The following is a 22,188-nucleotide window of genomic DNA, read 5'->3' as shown; positions in this document are numbered from 1 at the left end:
TCCTCGTTCAATGCTCGATTACGCCGCCGCTGTTTGCGCATATTTTTTACGGGTACCCAGTACATAGGTCACCGCAAACGCCATGACAAAAGCAATAGCCATTCCGATGATATACGGCACCACTCCGTCAGGGCGAATCGAAATGATCCCTGGTAGCCCCGCGGCACCCAGCGCTTGCGCTTTCACTTTAAAGAAGGTGATGAACGCGCCTGCACAGGCTGCGCCTACCAGCGCCCCGATAAACGGATAACGGTATTTAAGGTTAATACCAAACATCGCCGGCTCAGTGATCCCGAGCAGTGCTGTCACCCCTGCAGGCATCGCAATCCCTTTCGCTTTGACATCCGCGGTTTTTAGCCCAAACGCTAAACAGGCTGCACCTTGCGCCACATTCGACATCGCCGCGATAGGGAAAATAAAGGTACCGCCAGTGACCGCAATGTCTGCCAACAGTTGGGTTTCAATCGCGATAAAGCTGTGGTGCATCCCGGTGATCACAAACGGCGCATACACAAAACCAAACAGGGCACCGCCAATCATCCCTGCTGATTCATACACCCAGTTAAGACCATCGCCGAGCAAGAAGCCGAGATCACGGGTAAATGGACCCACCAGGGTAAAGGTGATCAGCCCGGTGATAAAAATCGCCAGCAACGGTGTCAGCAAGTTATCCAGCACCGAGGGAATAATACGACGTAGCCCTTGCTCGACTTGGGCGAGAATATAAGTGGCAACCAGCACAGGCAGTACCGAGCCTTGATACCCGACTTTTTCAATCTCAAAACCAAAGATTTCCCATACTGGAATATCGCCGGACACCGCCGCACCGCCAAAGCCCCAGCCATTGAGCAGGTCAGGGTGGACCATTAACATTCCCAGTGCCGCGCCCAAAAAGGGGTTAGCACCAAACTTTTTACTGGCAGAAAACGCCAGCAGTACCGGCAAGAACACAAACGGCGCATTAGCGAAGGTATTGATCATGCTGGCCAAGTCGCCCATTTGTGGGTAGGCCTCAATCAAAGATTTGCTATCAATAATCAAACCCGGCGCAGTCAGGATATTAAAAATCCCCATCAGCAAACCACCGGCGACGATGGCTGGAATAATGGGAACAAAAATATCTGACAGCCCTTTCACCGCGCGTTGTAGCCAATTTTGCTTTTCAGCGCCAGCCGCTGCTACGTCTTTCGACGACATGTCTGACTGGCCCGTTAATTTGCTGAATTCGGCATAAACATTGTTGACAATGCCCGAGCCAAAAATGATCTGTAATTGACCGCTGACTTGGAATTGGCCTTTCACACCTTCAATCGATTCAATCGCGCTTAAATCCGCCAAGTTATCATCATGGAGTGCGAGTCTTAGCCGCGTGGCACAGTGTGCCGCCGCCGAGATGTTTTCTTTTCCACCCAGTTTATCAAGTAGTTGTTGTGCTATTTTTTGGTAGTTCATAGCTACTTCCCCTGCACGCTCTCACCGTCTTTGCCACCGTCACTTTTATTATCGTGTGGCCGTCACACGCTCCGCATTTTCGGGAACGATCCCGAAAATGATGTGCTGAATCCTATAAAGCATCAAGTGTCAGGGATTATGCCTGTGAGATCGATCAGAAAACCACACCATATACTTCGCCATTAATGTGATTAATATCACTAATAAAGGTGCGTTTAGGCGGGTTTGTTTGCAAACGATCGGTAAAAAAGCCGATCATAGCACTCCCAGCAAAGGAGAACCCATGGCTAGCTTGAATGATGTCGCCCGTTTAGCGGGTGTTTCTAAATCAACCGTTTCACGCGTGATTAACCAGGAATATGGCGTAAAACCCGCCACCATTGACAAAGTTAACCGCGCCATCGAACAATGCGGCTATGTGGTCAATCAAATCGCTAAGGATTTGAAATCCAACAAAACCAACCTCATCGGGGTGATTGTACCGCGAGTGTCATCAAATGCGATGTCCGCCAGCGTTGATGGGCTTAGCCATGTCTTTGATAAAAAAGGAAAACATGTGCTATTGGCCAACACGCGCCAAGACGATCAACGTATTTGTTACTACCTCGATTTGTTCAACCAAAAACGCGTAGAAGGGATACTGCTGTTTGCCTCCACGCTCAACCCCGACTTGGTGCACGCCATTAAGCGCTCGAGTGCGCCGGTGGTGGTAATTGGTCAAGACGGCTCACCCTATAACATTCCCAGCGTGATCCATGATGATTATCGGGTGGGCTTTTGTGCTGGCGAGCAGCTTATTAATGCTGGCTGCCGACAGATGGGCTTTCTGGGGGTACAAGCGGAAGATATTGCCGTTGATCAGCAACGTTATCAAGGCTTTGAGAGCGCATTGACCACGTTGACCCAAACGGTACCCTTGTTCCATTACCAAGGCCAATTCTCGATTCAATCGGGCTATGTCGCCATGACCGCGATGCTAGAGCAATATCCCGATCTTGACGGCGTATTCTGTGCCACCGACCGCATCGCGATTGGCGCTATCCAAGCCTTACAAGCACAAGGGGTCCCCCCTGGGCACACCGTGAAGCTGATGGGAGTGGGCGATGATGAACTTGCCCAAGTGGTATCGCCAAGCTTATCGACGTTTAACTATGCCTTTGATGCAGCAGGAGAAAGTGGTGCCAAAATGCTGCTCGAATTACTGGAAACTGGGCAAAGTCATGTGTCCAAATTGGTGATGGGCTTTAACTATATCAGCCGCGCCACTTGCCCTTAACACAGCGATCGTTAACCCAATACAGAGAAATTTTACTTGCGCCACCGCCGTCTTATTCGCTATTTTTGGAACGTTCCCGAAAATAAAATTGGTACGGATAGATGGAAATAACCCCAACAGGCTTGGTTGACGCATGTGGTGGCGCTGATAACGTGCGACGAGCATTGCGCCATCAAGACAAGGTGATCATTGAGCTCATCGAGCTTGAACGCGTGAACCAAGACGTGCTGCCAATCAGTACGATTAGCCATTCACTACGCCAGATCACCCTCGATCAACCCGTCAGTCAGGGAGCGCTAACGGCACTGGGACGCGTGATCGACCACAACCTGCGAGAACAAGCCGCGCCCTTCTATTCACCCAGCCAAAAGACAGATTTCCATCGCCCCGGATGGCATATCAGCCCTCCCCAAGGGCTGCTGAATGACCCCAATGGTTTTATTTACTTTCAAGGTCACTATCACCTTTTTTATCAGTGGTATCCCTTTGCCTGTGAGCACAAAGATAAATTCTGGGTGCATTTAATCAGCCCTGATGGGGTGCAATGGCATACCGCGCCGCTCGGCCTCACCCCCAGTGATTGGTATGACAGCCATGGGGTATTTTCAGGCCACGCCATGGTGATGAACGACGCCCTTTGGCTGTATTACACCGGCAATACCCGCATTGGCCCCGAGCGTTTGCGCCAAACAACCCAATGTGTGGCGCGGTCAAGCGATGGCATTCATTTTGAAAAGCTCGGCCCGGTGATTGATGCCCCACCAGCAGGCGTGACCGAGCATATTCGCGATCCCAAAGTCATCCATGACGGCCAACACTATCGGATGCTGTTGGGCGCGCAACGTGAAGATAAAATAGGCCGCCTGGCGCAGTATTCGTCTGCTGATGGCCTGCATTGGCACTACGACGGATTAAGTGGCGATAACCTAGGCGAGCATGGTTATATGTGGGAATGCCCAGATCTGTTCCAATTAAGCGATCAATGGCTCTGTATTCTCTGCCCACAAGGCAGCCCATCACCAACGCCCGATCATCAAGTTCCTCACCACAATGGTTACGCCAAAGCCACGCTAGAAGCGGACGGCATCACGCTTAATAACTGGCAAGTGCTGGATCATGGGTTTGATTTTTACGCCCCGCAGACGGCGCAGACCCCTGACAATAAGCGCATGCTCATTGCTTGGATGGGCCTGCCAGACGAAGTTGAACAACCCAGTCAAAGTGCGGGCTGGTTGCATCAGTTAACCTGTCCACGTGAGTTACGCTGGGAAAATGGGCAAATTTATCAGCGCCCGGCCGCCGCGCTGCAAAGCTTAAGAGGCCCTCAGCAACTTTTGGTGATTAACCCTGAGTGCCACTCAACCACCGTGGATTTAGGCACCAAGCAGTTTGAGCTCAACACCACGCTGCCCATCCCGGCCAGCGGCCACTACACGCTATACTTTCACAGCCGCAGCGGCATGATGACGCCAGCCTCCTCCGGCAAACCATCCGGTTGTGCACTCACCATTGACGGTGACAGCCGCACCCTAACACTGGATAGAAGCGCAAGCCTCGCCACAGAAGGCGATACCCGCCGCTGTATTCACTTGCCCGAGCCACTAGAAGATTTGCCACTACAAGTCCTCGCCGATACCAGCTCACTGGAGTTCTTTATCGCCGGCGGTCAATGGACGATGACCAGCCGTTACTTCAGCGCTATTGATGCAACCTTTTTAGTGCTGACACGCGATCGCCACGACACGCCTTTGCCAAAAGAGATGGATTGGTATGCGTTGAAAAACGCCAGTGTTAGGTGAGTAAATAGGGATTCGAGGATAAAAGCAGGACTGTTACGAAGAAGCATCGCCCAGTGGCACCACATAAGTAGTGACCTATAATCACCCACTGGCTTTGCTTTAGTTGATTTCACACATAGTTACACAACGGTGCGCTTTTGCGCTTTACATCGATCGCGGGTCGATGAACACTGCTTGGCAGAGTATAATGACAGCCGATATCACGTAGAGTTAGTCACACATTATGAGCAATACCACCGCGAAAAAGCCGAGTCCCTTGTTTGAAATCCTGTTCAACGTTTTCATCCCTTCGATCATCCTGATGAAGTTGAGCGGCGATGAATACCTAGGTACCGCCATGGCACTGGTCGTCGCTTTGGCCTTTCCTCTCGCTTACGGCGGGATGGATCTGGTCCGTAACCAGAAATTCAATTTTATCGCAGCACTGGGCTTTATCAGCGTGTTACTGACAGGCGGGATTGGCCTACTCGAGCTCGATACCCGTTGGTTAGCCTTAAAAGAGGCACTGATCCCCGGCCTTATTGGCTTGGCGGTGTTAGGGTCAACCTTTACTCGCTACCCACTGATGCAGAAGTTAATACTGAATGACACCGTGCTCAACCTCTCATTGATCAATCAGCGCTTAAAAGAGAAAGGGCAATCAGCCGCCTTTGAGCGCTGCTTGATGTGGTCAAACTACCTGTTCGCCAGCACCTTTGTGTTCTCATCGGCGATGAACTATTTCCTTGCCACCTGGATTGTCACCAGCCCTGCCGGCACGTCCGCGTTTAATGAAGAGCTAGGCAAAATGACGCTATACAGCTACCCGATGATTGCTATCCCTAGCATGTTGATGATGTTTGGTATTTTTTACTACATTTGGCGCCAGATCCGCGCGATGACATCGCTAGAAACAGAGCAAATCTTCCACCTGAAATAGCCCCCTAACACGCCTTATTTTGCCCCCGACGCTGAGCGTTTCGGCTTTGTTTGAAACTGCTTAATGCTCTTTTTCGCATTCGTGCGTCGGTTGGCTTTCTTATCGCGAGGGGCGCGTTTGCTTTCGCCAGTCGATGGTTTATCTGTCACCGGGAAACCATCCAGCTCTTGCACCAGCAACGCCCTTTTCGTCAGGTGACGAATGCCGTTGAGTGCGTTCATTTCACCATGACACACCAGAGACATCGCCACACCTTGCTCACCAGCACGAGCGGTTCGTCCCACACGGTGAATATAGGTCTCTGCATGCATGGGCAATTCAACATTAATCACCACCGGCAGCTGTTCGATGTGAATACCACGCGCTAACAAATCAGTCGCTATCAATACATTGATTTGGCCAGATTTAAATTGTGCCAGGGCTTGCTCTCGCTCGGCTTGAGCTTTATTGCCATGAAGTGCGCAGGTCGAGATGCCCGCTTTGTTGAGCTTTTTCGCCAAGCCATCGGCATTTTCTTTCGCCCCCACAAACACCAACACCTGTGACCACGCGTGTTGCTTGATACATTCAATCAACGCCTTGGTTTTACTGCCTTTGTTAACCAAATAAAGCGTTTCCACAATGCCTTGGTGGGTGTTGTTTTCTTGGGGTACTGCCACCTGTTTTGGCGCGACCATTAACTGGTTGGCTTTTTGCTTGAGGTCATCGGAGAACGTGGCTGAGAACATTGCGGTTTGGCGTTTGCTTGCGGTTTGCATCGCAATATTTTGCATCGCAATATTTTGCACATCCGGCCAAAAGCCCATATCGAGCAAACGGTCCGCTTCATCCAAAATCAAGTAATGCACCGTACTCAAGTCTAAGCCGTTGTTGGCTAGATCTATCAACCGCCCTGTCGTCGCCACAAGAATGTTGGGATTTTCCGCCAGTGCTTGTTGTTGCGCCGCTTTATCAACGCCACCGCATAAGCAAATCGCACTGAGATCTAACGCGCTACCCACTTGGTTGATCGCGTCACTAACTTGCATCGCCAGCTCACGCGTCGGCACTAAAATCAGCGCGTGGTGCTGTGGATTTACGTTTAACATTTCCAACAACGGCAAACCGTACGCAAGCGTTTTTCCGCTGCCCGTATTTGCCAATGCCAAGACATCGTTACCCGCTAACAGCTCTGGGATCGCCAACGCTTGAATGGCCGTTGGTTGTTTAAACGCGTTAGGCAGCGCGTGAAGCAATTCAGAACACAATGAGAGAGCAGAAAACGGCATGAACGAGACCTTTATTTAGCGGCAGCCAACATCGCAAAGATGCAGGAAAACAGGGCGCGGACTGTACCACACTCTGCTCGATAACCCCCGCCTATTTTAGGTGCTTGCACTACGCGTTTTTATTTCCAACCTTGACGACATGGGATTAATCCCCAATTAATAATTTTGCTCTCTCTATCGCTGCTTTTTTCAGAAATTCCTGCGTTGTTTCTCCGATACTATTTGCAGCGTCACTAACCTTGCACATTTGATTAACACCAAAACCTACTTTATAGATTTTACCGGGTTGTACTCGAAATTTTTTCTTTTTCATTTATATATTCCTTGATTAATGGCATCAGCTTTATCAAGTGTAGAGCCTTTAATGAACCTATTTGGAGTTGTTACCTTACCTCTCACATACTGCATTCTATCAAGGACAGTATTGATTACTGCTGCTTCTTCTTCAGTAAACGAGATTCTTTATTGTCCTTTTGATTTACACTTTTTTGACATTCTTTTTTCCAACTGATTAATCTATCGAGAGTAACATATTGTGATAAATATCAACATGTCAAGCACTCCATTGAACCTTTTGTAAAACGAACTATGAAGCACAATCTAACCAATTGAATTTATGAGAATACTGGCGATAAAATTAGTGAAAAATACAGGTCCGATATCTACTGGCTAATTTTTATTCAGCATCTTAGTAACTCGCACCATGAACAAAAGACATCGTTGAAAAACTTGGCCGACAATGTAAATTATGTTCGTTAAAAACTGCAACCTTCCAGACCGCATTAATTATCATAAATATTTCAATAACATGCATTTATTTATTACATTTCTTATAGACGGCAGTATTGTTGTTCTATACTCACTGGAAAGTGGTTTTCAACACTTCAAAGAAGTTTCTATGAGACTTTTGATAAAGAAAACTGCCATTATAAAATCAATAAAAACTCAAAGCTTTGACATGTGAGAGTATTGGAGATTTAAAATGATAACACACTATTTTTCAAAGAAAAACTTAGGGTTAATTGTGCTACTTGTAGCGCTCTACATTAATCCCTTAGCTGCTCAAGCTAGCACGTTGACGGCGGTTGCCTTTGAGCTTCGCCCTTGGGGCGAACGCGTCAATAGCTCTCCCTCTGGGATCATTCCTGAGTATATTAAAGCGCTCGAGGAAAAATCAAAAGTAGACATAGACTTAAGATTAGTGCCCTATGGAAGAATGATAAGCATGTTAAAAAATGGCGATGCAGACTTTGCCATTTTTTATAAGACAGAGTCTTTAAATGGCATCACACCTTTGAAATTCATCAACTCACAAAATAATATCGTAGTAGCGAGAGGAGATTTAAATAGTTATTCCTCGCTGGACGGATTAAACATTGGAATAGGATTAAACATACTTCTCAATAATCAATTCGACCAAGATGAGACACTGCGTAAACGTTCGGCAAAAGACTATGCGAGAGTCTCTAAAATGTTCCAATCTAATAGGGTCGATGCGATAGCAGGAAACGAGACTGTCATTTATTCTGAACTAGGCAGACTAGGATTTAACGTCAATCAACTAGGCAAGCCTTTCGTCCTAGGTGAGAAAGAGATTTGGTTACAAGTATCTGATAAGTCGAAAAGAAAAGACCAAATAGACGCGCTCATGCCTTCGCTCGAAGAGATGGTTAATAAAAAAGAGTTCGAGAGTCTAATAGAAAAACACTTTAAGTAAACGCGGGGTTGTTGAATAAATCGGTGAACCGCTTATCAAGCTTATGCTCTGATCCCACAAAAGCCATCTTAAGGTAGCTAGATAGAGATAAGCTTGATGTCACGCGTCCGACATCCGTCGACTAATGGTTGAACAATCCACGCCTATTCACAGTGAATCCGCTAGCAGACGAGTAAACTCTCTGGTTTTGAACGGTAAGTAGGATCGCGCCAAGTAAACAGCATGAACAGGAAAACTGCTTAAGCGGTAATCAGGCAAAAGCCTGACGACACGTCCGCGACTCAGGTCGTTCTTAAATATCCACTCAGGCCCAAGATGAATACCAACATTGGCCAGCACTAATTCACGAATCGCTTCTACGCTGTTGACAGTGATATTGCTATGTATTTTTGTATGTGGGAAGTACTGACCATCTGCAAACTTGATGTCACTGCGACGTGCCTCAGGAGAATACTGCACGAAATTGTGCTGTTCCAGATCGTCAATCGTCTGAGGCTCACCATGTGTCTTGAGGTAATCGGGGCTTGCAACCAGTACCCTGGGTACATCACCCAACTTTCTTGCCACTAGACTTGAATCAGGCAGATTACCGATACGCACAGCCACGTCGATGCTCTTCTCTTGCAGATTGTCGAACTGACTGCCGAGTAAGAGTTCAATATTGAGATCGTCGCTCTGCTGTTGCATCTGCCTTGCCACCGGCACCACAAATCGCGTCCCAAAATCCACCGGAGCAGCGATCCGCAGGGTGCCACTTAATCGATTGACGCCACTCCGTATTTCTTCCTCTAACTCAGTTTGTTCATCGACGATATGACGCATGCGCTCATAGTAACGTTGACCCAGCTCGGTTGGCGTCGTGCGTTGGGTTGAGCGCCTGAGCAACTTAACCTTGAGGCGATCTTCGAGCGCCGCGACCTTGCGACTGATTGAAGACGGCTCTTGGTTGAGTTGTTCAGCGGCGCGTTTGAAACTACCGGTCTCCACCACCCTGAGAAACAGACGCTCTACATTATCCATCGCTACATCGCCATTTATTGTTAATTTCGCAATTAATGATTGTTTATTTACACCCTTCCAGCGCTACCGTCAACTAGATAGCCTGTAGATGTCACGCTAACCAACTGGCTGGCTGACATTACTCACTCACTCGGGAGATAGGTTATGTCTAAGATTGATATGAACGGTAAAGTCACATTGGTCGCCGGTGGCGCCAAGAACCTTGGTGGTCTTATCAGCCGCGAGTTCGCTGCGATGGGATCGAAGATCGTGGTCCACTATCACAGTGCCGCGACGGAAAGCGACGCAGACGCAACAGTAAAGGCCATCAAAGAGGCGGGGGGTGAAGCCATCTCGATTCAGGGAGATCTGACTAAAGGCGCTAACGTGACCGCCCTGTTCGAACAGGCGAAGGATCACTTTGGTGGTATCGATGTAGCCATCAATACGGTGGGTAAGGTACTGCGCAAGCCCATCATTGAAACGACGGAAGAAGAGCTCGACGACATGATGGCGATTAACGCCAAGTCGGCCTTTCTATTCATGAAAGAAGCAGGCTTACATCTCAATGATAACGGTAAGCTGATCACTATTGTGACGTCATTGCTCGCCGCGTTTACCGACGGTTATTCAACCTATGCTGGCGGTAAGGCTCCGGTGGAACATTTCACCCGCGCAGCAGCCAAGGAGTTTTCGTCACGCGGCATTTCGGTGAACAATATCGGCCCGGGTCCAATGGATACGCCGTTTTTCTACGGTCAAGAAACGCCTGAGCGAGTGGCGTTTCATAAGTCACAGGCACTGGGTAACGATCTCACCAAGATCGAGGATATCGTACCAATCGTAAAATTCCTTGCAACCGATGGCTGGTGGCTATCTGGACAAACGATTTTCGCCAACGGCGGATACACGACCCGTTAATAAAATAAGGAGCCATGCCATGAACCGATTTTTTGTTGTCTTAATGCTGATGAGCGTTGCGCTACTGGGAACGTCTTCCGCATATGCTAGCGAAAACCGAACGCCCGAGCAGGTTATCTCCGAATTGGTCAGCGCGATGGAAGCCAACGATGCAAAGCACATCCGGTCATTGTTTGCACAGAACGCGACCCAGGAGTACGAGCGTTGGTACGCGCGCAAGAAAACCGGCGACAAGTTCAGGGCATGGCTCGAATCCGATATTATCGATGTGCATGGACGAGTAGCGAACCCGACACTCATGGTCGATGGCAAACAAGTCATCGTCACCGGCACTTACGTCAACAATGACAATTACCGAAGTCCAGCGGATTTTCTGTTCATTGTCGAGGAAGGCAAGATCGTCAGTTGGACGATGCGATACGACTAACGACCCGAGTTAGTGTTATGTTACACGCGCAATAGCAAGCGCCACGCGCGGCGTTCAGAACAGATCAAAAAAGGGAGGATAGCCTCCTCCCTTTAATATCACTTCCACCCTTGACGCCACTTCTCGTCACTTTTGAGCTCACGCCAGTCAATTGGATACTCTTTTTTCGACAGCACCGACTCAAGCACGCATAACACCACCACACCGTCTTCATCATACTCAACGTCAGAGACTACAAAGTGCTTCTCGCGTTCAATGGGTTTTACCGCCGTCCACTTGCTATTGCGTAACTTGGCTGGATTGATTTGGTTCACGACTGCCCCTTAACAAACACCGGATGAGGCTGACAAGGAATGCATTCGTTTCGACTTATCAGCCCTTTCAAGAATAGCAATACAAGGTAAACGAACGCTACCATTGACTAATTTGGGTTAGACGGTCAGCCCGTTCGAGTGAATCAGCACTCATTGCTTTGAGTTCAGATGCCCCTTCAGCGTTCTGCTCCGACAACGTCCTGATTCGATCCGCCAGTTGACTGATCTCTTCTGTTACATGCGCTTGCTGCTCCGATGCCGTGGCAATGCTTACGGTGCGCTCTTTGATGTTATCAAATGCTGTGACAATCTCTTCAAAGTGCTCACGCACCACACTCGCTCGCTCAACCGAAGATTGAGACAACTGATAACTCGATTCAATCACGTCCACGCCCTGGCTAGCCGCCGAATGAAGCTGCTGAATCATGCCATCAATTTCTTCCGCTGATTCCTGCGTTTTGGCGGCCAATGAGCGCACCTCATCGGCAACCACTGCAAACCCACGTCCTTGCTCTCCCGCACGCGCCGCCTCGATAGCCGCATTCAGTGCTAGTAGATTGGTTTGCTCGGAAATCTTTTTGATGACCTCAAGGACCGTTCCCACCTGCTGTGAATCTGAGGCCAGTTTATCAATCACAGAGGAGGCTTCTTTCAGTGTGGTAGCAAGCTTGGCAATCGCGTCACTGTTCTCATCGACGGCTTGCTGTCCTTTTGCCACCACGTGCGACGCATCCTCGGCAGTATCTGCGGCAGTAGCAGTATTGCTCGACACCTCGGTGGCACTTGCGGACATTTGGTTTATCGATGAGGCGAGCGTGATATTCTCATTCGTCTGCGCCGACGTTCGGTCGCTCAAATCTTGGCTCAGTGCCTGTAAGTCGTTTGCACTGCTTTTAACGCCAATCGCTTCTCTCGCTACGTCTTCGAGAATTTTTTCAAGATGGGCGCCATAATCGTTGACAGCGCGCCGTAGCTCGCCCATCTCATCAGCACGAACAATCTCTAACTTACCGCCTTTCTCACCTTTCGATAGACTGCTAACCTGCTGAGTCGTTTCTTTGATACTGCGAATGAGCCTCTGGCCGAGCCATACCACAACTAACGCGAAGACAATCACCAGCGGTAACAGTGTTATATACAGGCCAGAACTTACTCGATTCAGCGCCGCCAAGGCCGTTGCCTCAGGCAACAACATGCCCACTGTCCAACCCTGTTCCGACAGAGGAACCTGCACGAGGAGCGACCGGCTATCGCCTACCACACCTTCCGGCAGATAAACCGGCTCCTCAGCGTCCAAGGCCGAGACAAGCGGGGATAAACGAGGATACTGTCTACTTGCGTCGCTCAGGCTTTGCATACTAAGGCTTGAAGAACGCACATCGGGAAACGACAGAATGCGATCGGTTTGATCGAGCACAAAGGCATAGCCTCCGGTTGCCTCATTTTGGTCAGTTAATAAGTTTGACAGACCGGAGAGCATCAAATCGATTGTCGCAACGCCCCAAAACTGGCCATCTCGGCGAATTGTGACCGTACAGGTGACCATGGGTGTGCCAGAAATCGCATCCTCATAAGCAGCAGACCACGCGCATTGCCCCGCCGGTAAGCCTCGCCCTGCTTGATACCAGCTTTCGTTGTGATAACCACTGCCAGCGGGATCATTGTAATCATCTAATAGATCCAGCGAGCCTTGTGCATTACGAGCCCAAAATAAGGAGTCACGTGTTTTTCCCGGTGTTAACTTACCAGGTTCAGGCCAAACACCACCGCCCGCAATCGCGGCGTTACCATAGTGATCGACCACGGGCTCAAGACGTTCAATAAACTGCCCGCGATCTAACGGCAATGTTTCCGATAGCGCCGCGAGTGTATCGGTCAACACTGCCCCTTCATTCAATGCCGTGGCAATACGCCCTTCAATGTTTGTGACGGTTTGCCGAGCGCCAGCCTCTGCCTGCTCTTGCAAAACGGGCTTCGCTACCCACTCCATAACCAGATAAATGGTAAGAAATGACCCCAGCAAAAGGGCAAGCGCCATGGCTTTAATCTTACGGCTGATTGTCATGGCAAAATCCTCTGCACTGCTATTTGCTATAAGCGTAGCAGCGAGTCGTCTAATTACCATGAAGGTGTGTTTTCTCGCGCAAAACGTGCTGATCGCGATGGAGGGGTTTGACCGCCGTCCACTTGCTATTGCATCACTTGGTTGGATTGATGGGGTTCACACGAACCCCGTTATATACTGCATCGGTTAAACATAGCGATACCTAGTACGAACGAGATTCGGTTTGGTTCAGTGGTTGGGGTTGGTGTAACTCGTTCCCACGAGGGAGCGTGGGAACGAGAAAACTTTCTACATTAATTGACTAGAAATCTCTTGTAACACTGCTCTTGCTGCATTTTTACCATACAAAGAAAATCCTACTTCTTTTCCAGTAACATCTTTTAAAATTAGCAAATCAGAATCTATCCACATATCACGTTCTACAGTCTGTTCAGAGATATCAGATAGCTTTTCAATAGGCAATTTATAGGATAAGTAATATTTGTATTCCGATGAATTCCAATTTGCCATGTATGCACCATGTTCGGTAATGAAGAATACTCCCCATGACTTTAGATCTTTATCTTCATATAGTGTTGTATATTCTTTAAACAAAACTTTCTCTGAACCGTCTTTAATCATATCAAGTACTATTGGTTCAAAAGCCGGTGTGCTTATTGGACCCTGAGGTGTTTGCATCGGACCAGGAGATGAACACCCGAACAAAATAAAAACAAAGCCAAAAATCAAAAAATGCTTCATTGATTCATATCCTTAAAATATAGTGCAGACTAACTTTCATGACACCCAGCACTGGAAACATGAGGAAAATTATATTTATGTATAAGCTATTCAAGAAACGCAGCTTCACCGATACAGACCCAAGACTCCCAACAGTTATTACCCCAATCTACTGACGCATCCTGAGAGCAAGTAGGATACAATACAGCATTGGCTCCTAGCTGAACAGCCTTTATCTTCAATTGAGTCATCGCTGCTTGTTCTGAAGTATCTCCACTAAATGCTGATCCTTTGCAAGAAATACCTTTTATTTTTCCTTTAGAGACATAATTTAAAGAACTAGGGTTTTGGATGATTTCGATTTCATTCATCGCTTTTATCTGCGTCAAAGATAAATCATCAACACGCTCGACCTGACCAAATCCGGCACAGCCTGTCAAAAATAAAGCCAACAATGGCACTAAAACTCCCTTCATTATTTTCTCCATTTTATAAAACAACATAAACAGAATGGATCCAACCAAAATATCACATCATTAATGCAATGTGAAAAAACTGACAAAATATGCGCTTACGGTCTGATATACTATATGAGTAAAAACACTAACAAAAATTCCCATTATTATCACCATCAACCAATCTCATACTTGATAGCCTCTATCATTTTTCTTGCTCTCAAATAAAAACTTGGCGTTTTCATTGAATGCTGGATTTCTTCATAGCTTTCTTCCTCATTGTCTTTTATTTTTTTCATTGTAGTAGAAAACGCATTTGGAAAGCCTTTATGAATGATCGTATTTCGTATAATCTCGAATTCTTTCACATACTCGTGAGCAACCGTGCTAAGAAGGCATTGGGATTCCTTAACTAATTTTCCATATGGATAATCTAATGATTGACCTTTGTCAAAAATTATTCCTATCTTTCTACGAATCAAAGAAAAAACATACTCGGAGGCAGCTAATAACCATAGAGGATAGCATAGAGCTTCATCCAGATTCATTTCGTACTCTTTGCTCGTTTCAATTTCATTCTCAATATTACTTAAAACCCTACCCCAATATATCAGATTGCTTTTCGAACTAATTCCATCTAGAGGTTTTAACTCAGGCACAAAAAACTCCAATTATATTTGATGAAAAATAACATGTCTCGTCTCTTATTTTTTAACTCGCTCCCACGCCCATGCATGGTAATGCATATGGATTTTGAATCATGGGCACAATCCGCAACAAAATCACCGAACGGCACTTGATCTCTGTTCTAACATTCGTGGACAGCGACAATACCTTTAGCGAACAAGCTGATTCAATGCTCTAGGCAGCGTAATGTTACACTCGTGATGGTGCTGTTTGTATTTGAATAAAAGCTAGATATGCATTCCCACGCGGGAGCGTGGGAACGAGACAAATTATTACAACTAACTCGCTAGAACACGTTCTACCACATGGCGACATTTTTTCTGGTTTTTAAATAGACTTGCAGGGTATGCATCTGGATAATCCTCTTCGATAACAGAGAACGTTTTATGATAGATTTCATTTGTTAAATTTCTTATATGATCCTCTTCGCTAGTAGATAACTCTCCAATACCACTAAAAATAGAGGAATTTACGTTTTGGAAAACAAGAAACATGATCAACCTATTCCCATGAATAGCGCAAAGTCTAGCTCGCCCTTCTGAATTCTGATGGAGCTCCTCAACCCTACTATCTATCACTCTAGATATTAGAACTTTACGCCATAGATTCGGACCATTAACGCTGTCATTAAACAATGCTCTGTAAGGAGCCTTGGATATGTCATCCCATAGACGACCAATTTCACGTTTTGCCTGAACAGCATAAGTATAGTCGTTATGAGAACATGCCAGGGATATAGTTGCTTGAACTAAATCAAATCCATCTATCCCGATTGGCAAAGAATCTCCAGACTTATAAACGTATCCAACATTCTCCAACAGTAGCTCATTTCTTATCCGCTCTTGGTTTGTATCAAGGGCAACGAAATCCCTGCGATCTATACGATTTTGCGTATTATTATTTCTGGTTATTTCTTTACCAAAATCTTCCGGCGTATCAGACAATGAAATTATTCTTATAGGAACTTTTGCATTTTGTACTGCATCTGGCTGCTTATCGAATGCTGCAGCTATAGAGCCAACTGTTTGAGCCCCGTTCACAATTTTAAAATCGCTACACTCGAAAACACCCATATCTCTTCCACTTCCTCCAATAGGCTTCCTACCCACATTAGCGCAAAGAGCTGTTATCCCATTGTTAAAATACCAAAGGTTTTCAGGCGATGTTAATACAGTTTCGGTAATACCTTCGTTTATCTCAGTATTTCCAAGATAAATACGGATATTTGGTGAGAATATTTGAGGAAAATGATCATGCCACCATATAGCTACTTCACTTGCAGAAACTTGACCGTAAAAAGCCATATAGGGTTCTCTAACTTGTCCCCACGAGTGCAGCGCAAGCTCTAAATCAATAGGCTGAGCTTCTGCTCCTCTAGCAACTGCACTATATATATTACTTTGTCTCAGCGTCTTGAAGGTCAAAATTTCAGTTGTATCATTAATTTCGGTTGTAACATCATGGATAATTGTTTCAACTTCCGAGCTCAATGGCTGAGTACCTGTATAACATAAGACCATAACTATACGAGTTTGTGCATCATTTAAAGCTTGATCTATTTCCGGCTTTTTGTTGTTTATTTTATCGTTAAAGCGTTCAAATCTTGCATTTATAAGATCCTTAAAACCCTGCAGAAATTTCTGTGTATCTCCTACACTAACGCTACCTCCACCATCCTGATTCCATTTCGATTGAACGAGATATAAAACTCGATCAACTCTACTATAGTAAACAGCATCTAGCCCGTTATCCTTAAACCCATCTGTCACATATCTAGCAGAAACTTCGAATTCAATTTCTGCTTGGGTCTTTAAAGCATATGCAGCAAGAGAACGAGTTCTAAAGATCTGTTCTTTTTCATTATTACTTTTGTCTTTAACGTCATCGAGATCAATTAGATCTCGATAATTTTCTTCGAGATAAGCATTTATTTGTCTAAGGTGAATTATACTCATAATCTAAACTTCTCTTTTTTAGAGTTGTATCGGAGATCATATTGACTTACAGAAACTGTGGCACGCACTGTCTTCGGTATATCTGGCCTTTAGGCTGCTTAACCATCGAGTGTTTCACCACGCTACCGCCGATCAGTTGTCGGCACCTAACACGCCATTTATTGGCTATTTTGCGGATTAGTGTATCAAGCGCTGTTTTGCTTTTCGTGCGCTATTGTCCAAAGTGTTAGCCAAACCATCTTTTGTGAAATGGGTACAAAAAAAGCGGCCTAGGTGGCCGCTTGGGTCTCGACGTTTTTTCTGTGCCTTACCGCGCAAAGCGAGTGGCGTGGAAGGCGAGGTGTTCATCAATAAACGTACTGATGAAAAAGTAGCTGTGGTCGTAGCCGGGTTGCATGCGCAAGGTGAGCGGGGAGTTGTGTTTCTCTGCCGCTTGTTTTAGGGCTTGCGGGTTAAGCTGCTCGGCCAAAAAGCCGTCTTTGTCGCCTTGGTCCACCAGCATCGGCATGGCGGTGGGGCCTTGGGCAAGTAACACGGTGGCGTCGTAGGCTTGCCATGTTTGTTCGTCATCGCCTAAATAGGCGCTAAAAGCCTGTTTGCCCCACGGGCACTCAGTGGGATGACAAATGGGGCTGAACGCCGAAATGCTGCTGTAGCGTGATGGGTTACGCAAACCAATCACTAACGCGCCGTGGCCGCCCATGCTGTGTCCGGCAATCGCGCGCTGGTTGTTGACCGCAAAGTGCGATTCAATCAGTTCCGGCAGTTCGTGAGCGACGTAGTCGTACATCTGGTAGTGCGACTGCCACGGCGCTTGGGTGGCATTAACATAAAACCCCGCCCCTTGGCCAAGATCGTACTGATTGGCATCGGCCACGCCCTCGCCGCGTGGGCTGGTGTCCGGTGCCACAATCGCCATACCCAAGGTAGCAGCTTGTTTAAATGCCCCCGCCTTTTGCATAAAGTTCTCGTCGGTGCAGGTCAGGCCCGAGAGCCAATAAAGCACCGGCACAGGTTGTTCTTTCGCTTTCTCTGGCAGAAAGATAGCAAAGGTCATTTTGCCGTTGGTGGTGCTTGAGTCATGCTGCCAACGTTGGTGCCAACCGCCTGCGACTTTGTTTTCGCTTATTTTTTCTAGTTGCATGGTTATTTTACCGCCGCGTTGCCACGGCGGCCGTCCTGTTATTGGTCCATGTGGATCACGCTGCGAATGCTTTTGCCTTCGTGCATCAGTTCAAAGGCGCGGTTCACGTCATCAAGGCCCATGGTGTAGCTGATAAATTCTTGCAGGCCAAACTCACCATCGAGGTAGCGCTCGACAATACCGGGCAGCTCGGAGCGGCCTTTAACGCCACCAAATGCCGAGCCTTTCCAGACGCGCCCTGTCACCAACTGGAACGGACGGGTCGAGATCTCTTGGCCTGCGCCGGCAACCCCAATGATCACTGACTCGCCCCAGCCTTTGTGGCAGCACTCGAGCGCTTGGCGCATCACATCGACATTACCGATACATTCGAACGAGTAATCGACGCCGCCGTCAGTCATCTCCACAATCACTTGCTGGATTGGCTGATCGTAGTCTTTCGGGTTAATCACATCGGTGGCACCCAGTTGCTTGGCTAGGGTGAATTTGCTCTCATTAATATCAATACCGATGATGCGGCTAGCGCCGGCCATACGTGCGCCGATGATGGCTGACAGGCCAATGCCACCCAAACCAAAAATCGCCACCGTGTCGCCTTTTTCTACTTTGGCGGTATTCATCACCGCGCCCATGCCGGTGGTCACGCCACAACCGAGCAAGCAAACTTCTTCTAGCGGTGCGGCTTTGCTCACTTTCGCTAATGAGATCTCTGGCAATACGGTGTATTCCGAGAAGGTCGAGCAGCCCATGTAATGGAAAATGGTCTCGCCGTTGATAGAAAAGCGCGACGTGCCGTCAGGCATCAAGCCTTTGCCTTGGGTTTCACGTACCGCGCCACACAGGTTGGTTTTGCCCGAGCGGCAGAATTTACACTCACCACATTCGGCGGTGTAAAGCGGGATCACATGGTCGCCCACGTCCACGCTGGTGACGCCCTCGCCGACCATTTCGACGATCCCGCCGCCTTCGTGGCCGAGAATCGAGGGGAAGACGCCTTCAGGATCGTCGCCCGATAAGGTGAACGCATCGGTATGGCACACGCCGGTAGCGACGATTCTGACCAACACCTCACCTGGCTTGGGCAGTTCAACATCGACCTCTTCCATTTTCAGTGGTTGACCGGGTCCCCAGGCAACCGCGGCTTTGGATTTGATATGTGTTTGTCCTGGCTGGATGGTTAGTGCCATTGGAGGTTCCTTTCTGTTCTTGTTAATTGCATACCTGACTATGCTAACCAAGTTAGATTTAGTTATAATCCCGCAAATTTGAAAATTATTATTTCACTCACGAAATAATGTATATGTGTGTATAGAAACAGGATAGACAGCAATGGCGCCCCACTGGGAAGGACTTAACGAATTTTTATCGGTCGCCGAGCATGGCAGCTTCACGCAAGCGGCCAATAAACTCGACACGACGGTGGTGTCAGTGAGTCGTCGGGTGGCTGCGCTCGAGGCGTATTTGGGGGTGAAGCTGTTTCATCGTACTACGCGGAAGGTGTCGTTAACCGATGAGGGCGAACTCTACTATCAGCGCTGCCGACCGCTGATGGCCGCGTTGATGGATGCCGAACAAACCATTACTCAAGCTCAGTCGTTACCTGCCGGGCCTATTCGCGTCACCGCGCCGGTTAATTTTGGTGAGCAATATATCGCCCCGCTGCTCGCGCCATTTATGGTGACCTATCCGCAAGTGGCGGTGGATTTACATCTGACCAATCGGCGGGTGGATATGACCGATACCGGTACCGATGTGGCGATCCGCATTGGCCACTTGCCCGATTCAAGCCTGAAAGCCAAGCGACTTGGGTCGCGGCAATTAACCATCTGCGCCAGCCCGGACTATTTGGCCTTAAATGGCCGCCCCGAGTCGCCCAGTGCGCTCAGTCATCACAGCTGCTTAGTAGGATCGAACGAGCATTGGCACTACCAAAGCGGCGGCAAAGTGCGCACGTTAACCGTGTCAGGCCGGTTGCGCTGCAATTCAGGCGTGGCATTGCTCAATGCCGCCAAGCACGGATTAGGGCTGGCTCAACTGCCGCATTATTACGTGCAATCCGCGTTGGCAAGCGGCGAGTTGGAGGAAGTGTTAACCGATTATCGGGTAGAAGATGAGGGCATTTGGGCGCTGTATCCGAGCGGGCGGCAGTTACAGCCCAAGGTCTCAGCTTGGTTGGCATTTCTGGCCGAGCACTTACCCGCCCAGCAGCTACGAACAGGCATTTAACTGCCTGGCTCGGGCTCAGTGTGATGCGCTAGCTGGCAAAAAAATCGCCAGCACAAGGCTGGCGATAGAGGTTACTTGGGGTAAACGCTGAATTAGTCGCGCGCCGCCCGCAATGCGCTCTCGGCAGGTTTAATTGCCGAGATTTTAAATGCGCCGACATGGTGGTCTAAGGTACGCGCCAAACCGGCCAAGTCTTGGCTGCTCGCCTCAAGGCTGTGGCTATCATCCAGCCCTGCTTGCGCCGCTTGGTTGACCGTATCCATGTTGACGTTGATTTCATTCGCCACGCTCGATTGCTCCTCCGTCGCCGTCGCCACATGGGTGTTCATATCCAAGATGGTGCTGACTTGCGTAGCAATGCTTTCGAGTGCGGTCAGTGCTTGCTCGGTGGCACGGTTGCCCTCGGTGGTCAGCGCTTTGCTGGTATCCATGGCATCAACCGCGTTTTTTGCCTCTTGCTGAAGCTGATCGATGGTTGATTGAATTTCTTCGGTCGATTGCGAGGTTTTAGTCGCCAAACTGCGTACTTCGTCAGCCACCACCGCAAAGCCACGTCCCGCTTCGCCCGCGCGTGCTGCCTCAATGGCTGCGTTCAAGGCAAGCAAGTTTGTTTGCTCGGAGATACCCCGGATCACATCCAGAATCGACACAATGGATTGCGTGCGTTCAGCCAGCGAAGTGATCACCGTCGACATATTGTCCATCTCGGTGTCGAGCTGGTTAATCGTCGCGGTTGCTTCGGTCAGGGTTTGTTTACCGGCTTCGGTTTCACTGTTGGCCGACGAGGCAGAGTCTGCCGCATTCGAGGCGCTTTGTGAGATCTCGTTAATGGTAGCAATCATCTCATTCATCGAGGTGACCACCAGCAAGGCTTGTTCGCTTTGCGACTCGCCACGTTTCAGTGAGTGCGCCGCCTTATCACGTAGAGATTCAGCCGAACGCCCCAGCTCTTCGCCGGTTTCTGCTACATTGGCGATGATTTGGTCGATTTTTTCCACAAAGGTATTAAACGCGACCGAAATCCGGGTAATTTCGTTGTTGCCCGTCACCGGCAAACGCACCGTTAAATCACCATCGCCTTTGGAGATATCGGTCAGCGCATGTTCGAGGCCTTTTAGTGGCGCGAATAAACGGCCCAACAGCCACACCAACACCAGGGTACAACCGACAAAAATCAAGCCAATCGCGGTGAGCTGGGCAATGACGATACCATTAGCAGCGGCATCGACCTCCGTAATCGGGATGCCAACATCAAACGCGCCCCACAGGCGGCCATCGACATAAACCGGCATCATAATGTCGTATACCCACACATCTTGCACATCGGCATACCAGCGAGAATGCTGCGGTTGGCCTTGGCCGGCACCCGCGACGGTATAGTTATCGCTATACACCTTGCCCAGCTTTTGGGTGTCGCTGTGGGCAATAGCTTTGATGTTTTTATCAATCATTACCGCATAGCTGATGTCGTCGCGACCTTTGAGATCCGACACCATGTCTTGTAAATCGGCGGTGGGAGTAGAAGAGTTTTCTAAAATGTATTCAGCACGATCGGCCAGGAGCTCAGCCTGTGCTTGCGAACGCTTGAGAATAATGTTGTCTATCTCGTCATGCGAGATAAAGGTGGTTGCGGTGATACTGGCAATCGCCGCAACGGCAAACATGGCGCATACCACGATCAGGATGAGTTTTTTCACTTCGCTGACTTCCTATCTGTGCATCATAACTGCCAAGGAGCATAGCGACAGGTCGGAGGAGAAACAAGCGATACCTCGCAAAAGTCAAATTAGGATGGGATGTTTACCGCAAAAATAACCATTATCGATTGACTAAGGCGAGGAATA

The 22,188-nt window shown here is 48.3% G+C and carries 21 protein-coding genes; 8 read left to right on the top strand and 13 right to left on the bottom strand.

The window, feature by feature from the left end:
* Positions 1 to 18 precede the first annotated feature (18 nt).
* Positions 19 to 1,452 carry a sucrose-specific PTS transporter subunit IIBC gene (locus tag BUQ98_RS15190; RefSeq protein WP_074214625.1) on the bottom strand — a complete coding sequence of 478 codons (1,434 nt, stop codon included), beginning with the start codon at positions 1,450 to 1,452 and terminating at the stop codon, positions 19 to 21.
* Positions 1,453 to 1,735: 283 nt separating this feature from the next.
* On the opposite strand from BUQ98_RS15190, the gene BUQ98_RS15185 reads away from it, so the two are divergent.
* From BUQ98_RS15185 to BUQ98_RS15175, 3 genes are all read left to right on the top strand, one after another.
* Positions 1,736 to 2,728 (top strand): LacI family DNA-binding transcriptional regulator, encoded by a 993-nt coding sequence (locus tag BUQ98_RS15185; RefSeq protein ID WP_074214624.1) that lies wholly within the window; start codon positions 1,736 to 1,738, stop codon positions 2,726 to 2,728.
* Between the two features lie 101 nt (positions 2,729 to 2,829).
* Entirely contained in the window at positions 2,830 to 4,527 is a 1,698-nt protein-coding gene (locus tag BUQ98_RS15180; protein ID WP_074214623.1) for a glycoside hydrolase family 32 protein, read from the top strand.
* Between the two features lie 223 nt (positions 4,528 to 4,750).
* On the top strand, positions 4,751 to 5,446 hold the full coding sequence (locus tag BUQ98_RS15175) for a VC0807 family protein (protein WP_074214622.1): 696 nt from the start codon (positions 4,751 to 4,753) through the stop codon (positions 5,444 to 5,446).
* 14 nt (positions 5,447 to 5,460) lie between these two features.
* Here BUQ98_RS15175 and BUQ98_RS15170 read toward each other — a convergent pair whose 3' ends face one another.
* Positions 5,461 to 6,714 carry a DEAD/DEAH box helicase gene (locus tag BUQ98_RS15170; RefSeq protein WP_074214621.1) on the bottom strand — a complete coding sequence of 418 codons (1,254 nt, stop codon included), beginning with the start codon at positions 6,712 to 6,714 and terminating at the stop codon, positions 5,461 to 5,463.
* Positions 6,715 to 6,859: 145 nt separating this feature from the next.
* Positions 6,860 to 7,027, bottom strand: a complete 168-nt coding sequence (locus tag BUQ98_RS17060) for a hypothetical protein (RefSeq protein ID WP_175566333.1) — start codon at positions 7,025 to 7,027, stop codon at positions 6,860 to 6,862.
* Between the two features lie 669 nt (positions 7,028 to 7,696).
* On the opposite strand from BUQ98_RS17060, the gene BUQ98_RS15160 reads away from it, so the two are divergent.
* Entirely contained in the window at positions 7,697 to 8,431 is a 735-nt protein-coding gene (locus BUQ98_RS15160; protein ID WP_074214619.1) for a substrate-binding periplasmic protein, read from the top strand.
* A 147-nt stretch (positions 8,432 to 8,578) separates the two neighbouring features.
* Here BUQ98_RS15160 and BUQ98_RS15155 read toward each other — a convergent pair whose 3' ends face one another.
* Positions 8,579 to 9,451: a LysR family transcriptional regulator gene (locus BUQ98_RS15155; protein ID WP_074214618.1), complete on the bottom strand. Its 873-nt coding sequence runs from the start codon at positions 9,449 to 9,451 to the stop codon at positions 8,579 to 8,581.
* 144 nt (positions 9,452 to 9,595) lie between these two features.
* Here BUQ98_RS15155 and BUQ98_RS15150 point away from each other — a divergent pair, with 144 nt between their 5' ends.
* The gene (locus BUQ98_RS15150; protein ID WP_074214617.1) at positions 9,596 to 10,351 is read left to right on the top strand and encodes an SDR family oxidoreductase; all 756 of its coding nucleotides are present in this window, start codon (positions 9,596 to 9,598) and stop codon (positions 10,349 to 10,351) included.
* A 19-nt stretch (positions 10,352 to 10,370) separates the two neighbouring features.
* The gene (locus BUQ98_RS15145) at positions 10,371 to 10,778 is read left to right on the top strand and encodes a nuclear transport factor 2 family protein (RefSeq protein ID WP_074214616.1); all 408 of its coding nucleotides are present in this window, start codon (positions 10,371 to 10,373) and stop codon (positions 10,776 to 10,778) included.
* Between the two features lie 98 nt (positions 10,779 to 10,876).
* On the opposite strand, the gene BUQ98_RS15140 is transcribed toward BUQ98_RS15145, so the two are convergent.
* Together BUQ98_RS15140 and BUQ98_RS15135 are read right to left on the bottom strand one after the other, a co-directional pair.
* Positions 10,877 to 11,092 (bottom strand): TIGR02450 family Trp-rich protein, encoded by a 216-nt coding sequence (locus BUQ98_RS15140; RefSeq protein ID WP_074214615.1) that lies wholly within the window; start codon positions 11,090 to 11,092, stop codon positions 10,877 to 10,879.
* A gap of 97 nt (positions 11,093 to 11,189) precedes the next feature.
* Positions 11,190 to 13,157, bottom strand: a complete 1,968-nt coding sequence (locus BUQ98_RS15135) for a methyl-accepting chemotaxis protein (RefSeq protein ID WP_074214614.1) — start codon at positions 13,155 to 13,157, stop codon at positions 11,190 to 11,192.
* Here BUQ98_RS15135 and BUQ98_RS16970 point away from each other — a divergent pair.
* Positions 13,156 to 13,347 (top strand): hypothetical protein, encoded by a 192-nt coding sequence (locus tag BUQ98_RS16970; RefSeq protein WP_074214613.1) that lies wholly within the window; start codon positions 13,156 to 13,158, stop codon positions 13,345 to 13,347. The genes BUQ98_RS15135 and BUQ98_RS16970 overlap by 2 nt on opposite strands.
* Positions 13,348 to 13,445: 98 nt before the next feature.
* Here the strand turns inward: BUQ98_RS16970 and BUQ98_RS15125 are convergent, their stop codons facing one another.
* The 6 genes from BUQ98_RS15125 to BUQ98_RS15100 form a co-directional block, all read right to left on the bottom strand.
* Positions 13,446 to 13,898, bottom strand: a complete 453-nt coding sequence (locus BUQ98_RS15125; RefSeq protein ID WP_074214612.1) for a hypothetical protein — start codon at positions 13,896 to 13,898, stop codon at positions 13,446 to 13,448.
* 86 nt (positions 13,899 to 13,984) lie between these two features.
* The gene (locus tag BUQ98_RS15120) at positions 13,985 to 14,353 is read right to left on the bottom strand and encodes a hypothetical protein (RefSeq protein ID WP_074214611.1); all 369 of its coding nucleotides are present in this window, start codon (positions 14,351 to 14,353) and stop codon (positions 13,985 to 13,987) included.
* 155 nt (positions 14,354 to 14,508) lie between these two features.
* Positions 14,509 to 14,991 (bottom strand): hypothetical protein, encoded by a 483-nt coding sequence (locus BUQ98_RS15115; protein WP_074214610.1) that lies wholly within the window; start codon positions 14,989 to 14,991, stop codon positions 14,509 to 14,511.
* Between the two features lie 306 nt (positions 14,992 to 15,297).
* Positions 15,298 to 16,974 carry an AIPR family protein gene (locus BUQ98_RS15110; protein ID WP_074214609.1) on the bottom strand — a complete coding sequence of 559 codons (1,677 nt, stop codon included), beginning with the start codon at positions 16,972 to 16,974 and terminating at the stop codon, positions 15,298 to 15,300.
* A gap of 307 nt (positions 16,975 to 17,281) precedes the next feature.
* Entirely contained in the window at positions 17,282 to 18,118 is an 837-nt protein-coding gene (gene fghA / locus BUQ98_RS15105; RefSeq protein WP_074214608.1) for an S-formylglutathione hydrolase, read from the bottom strand.
* 38 nt (positions 18,119 to 18,156) lie between these two features.
* Positions 18,157 to 19,305 carry an S-(hydroxymethyl)glutathione dehydrogenase/class III alcohol dehydrogenase gene (locus BUQ98_RS15100; protein ID WP_074214607.1) on the bottom strand — a complete coding sequence of 383 codons (1,149 nt, stop codon included), beginning with the start codon at positions 19,303 to 19,305 and terminating at the stop codon, positions 18,157 to 18,159.
* A gap of 142 nt (positions 19,306 to 19,447) precedes the next feature.
* Here BUQ98_RS15100 and BUQ98_RS15095 point away from each other — a divergent pair, with 142 nt between their 5' ends.
* The gene (locus BUQ98_RS15095) at positions 19,448 to 20,344 is read left to right on the top strand and encodes a LysR family transcriptional regulator (protein WP_074214606.1); all 897 of its coding nucleotides are present in this window, start codon (positions 19,448 to 19,450) and stop codon (positions 20,342 to 20,344) included.
* Positions 20,345 to 20,436: 92 nt separating this feature from the next.
* Here BUQ98_RS15095 and BUQ98_RS15090 read toward each other — a convergent pair whose 3' ends face one another.
* The gene (locus BUQ98_RS15090; protein ID WP_074214605.1) at positions 20,437 to 22,041 is read right to left on the bottom strand and encodes a methyl-accepting chemotaxis protein; all 1,605 of its coding nucleotides are present in this window, start codon (positions 22,039 to 22,041) and stop codon (positions 20,437 to 20,439) included.
* Positions 22,042 to 22,188: the final 147 nt, after the last annotated feature.

The organism is Salinivibrio sp. ES.052 (assembly GCF_900141775.1).
Lineage (GTDB): Bacteria > Pseudomonadota > Gammaproteobacteria > Enterobacterales > Vibrionaceae > Salinivibrio.
Note: the sequence above shows the minus strand (reverse complement) of the source record. Positions and strands in the feature narration are given on the sequence as shown.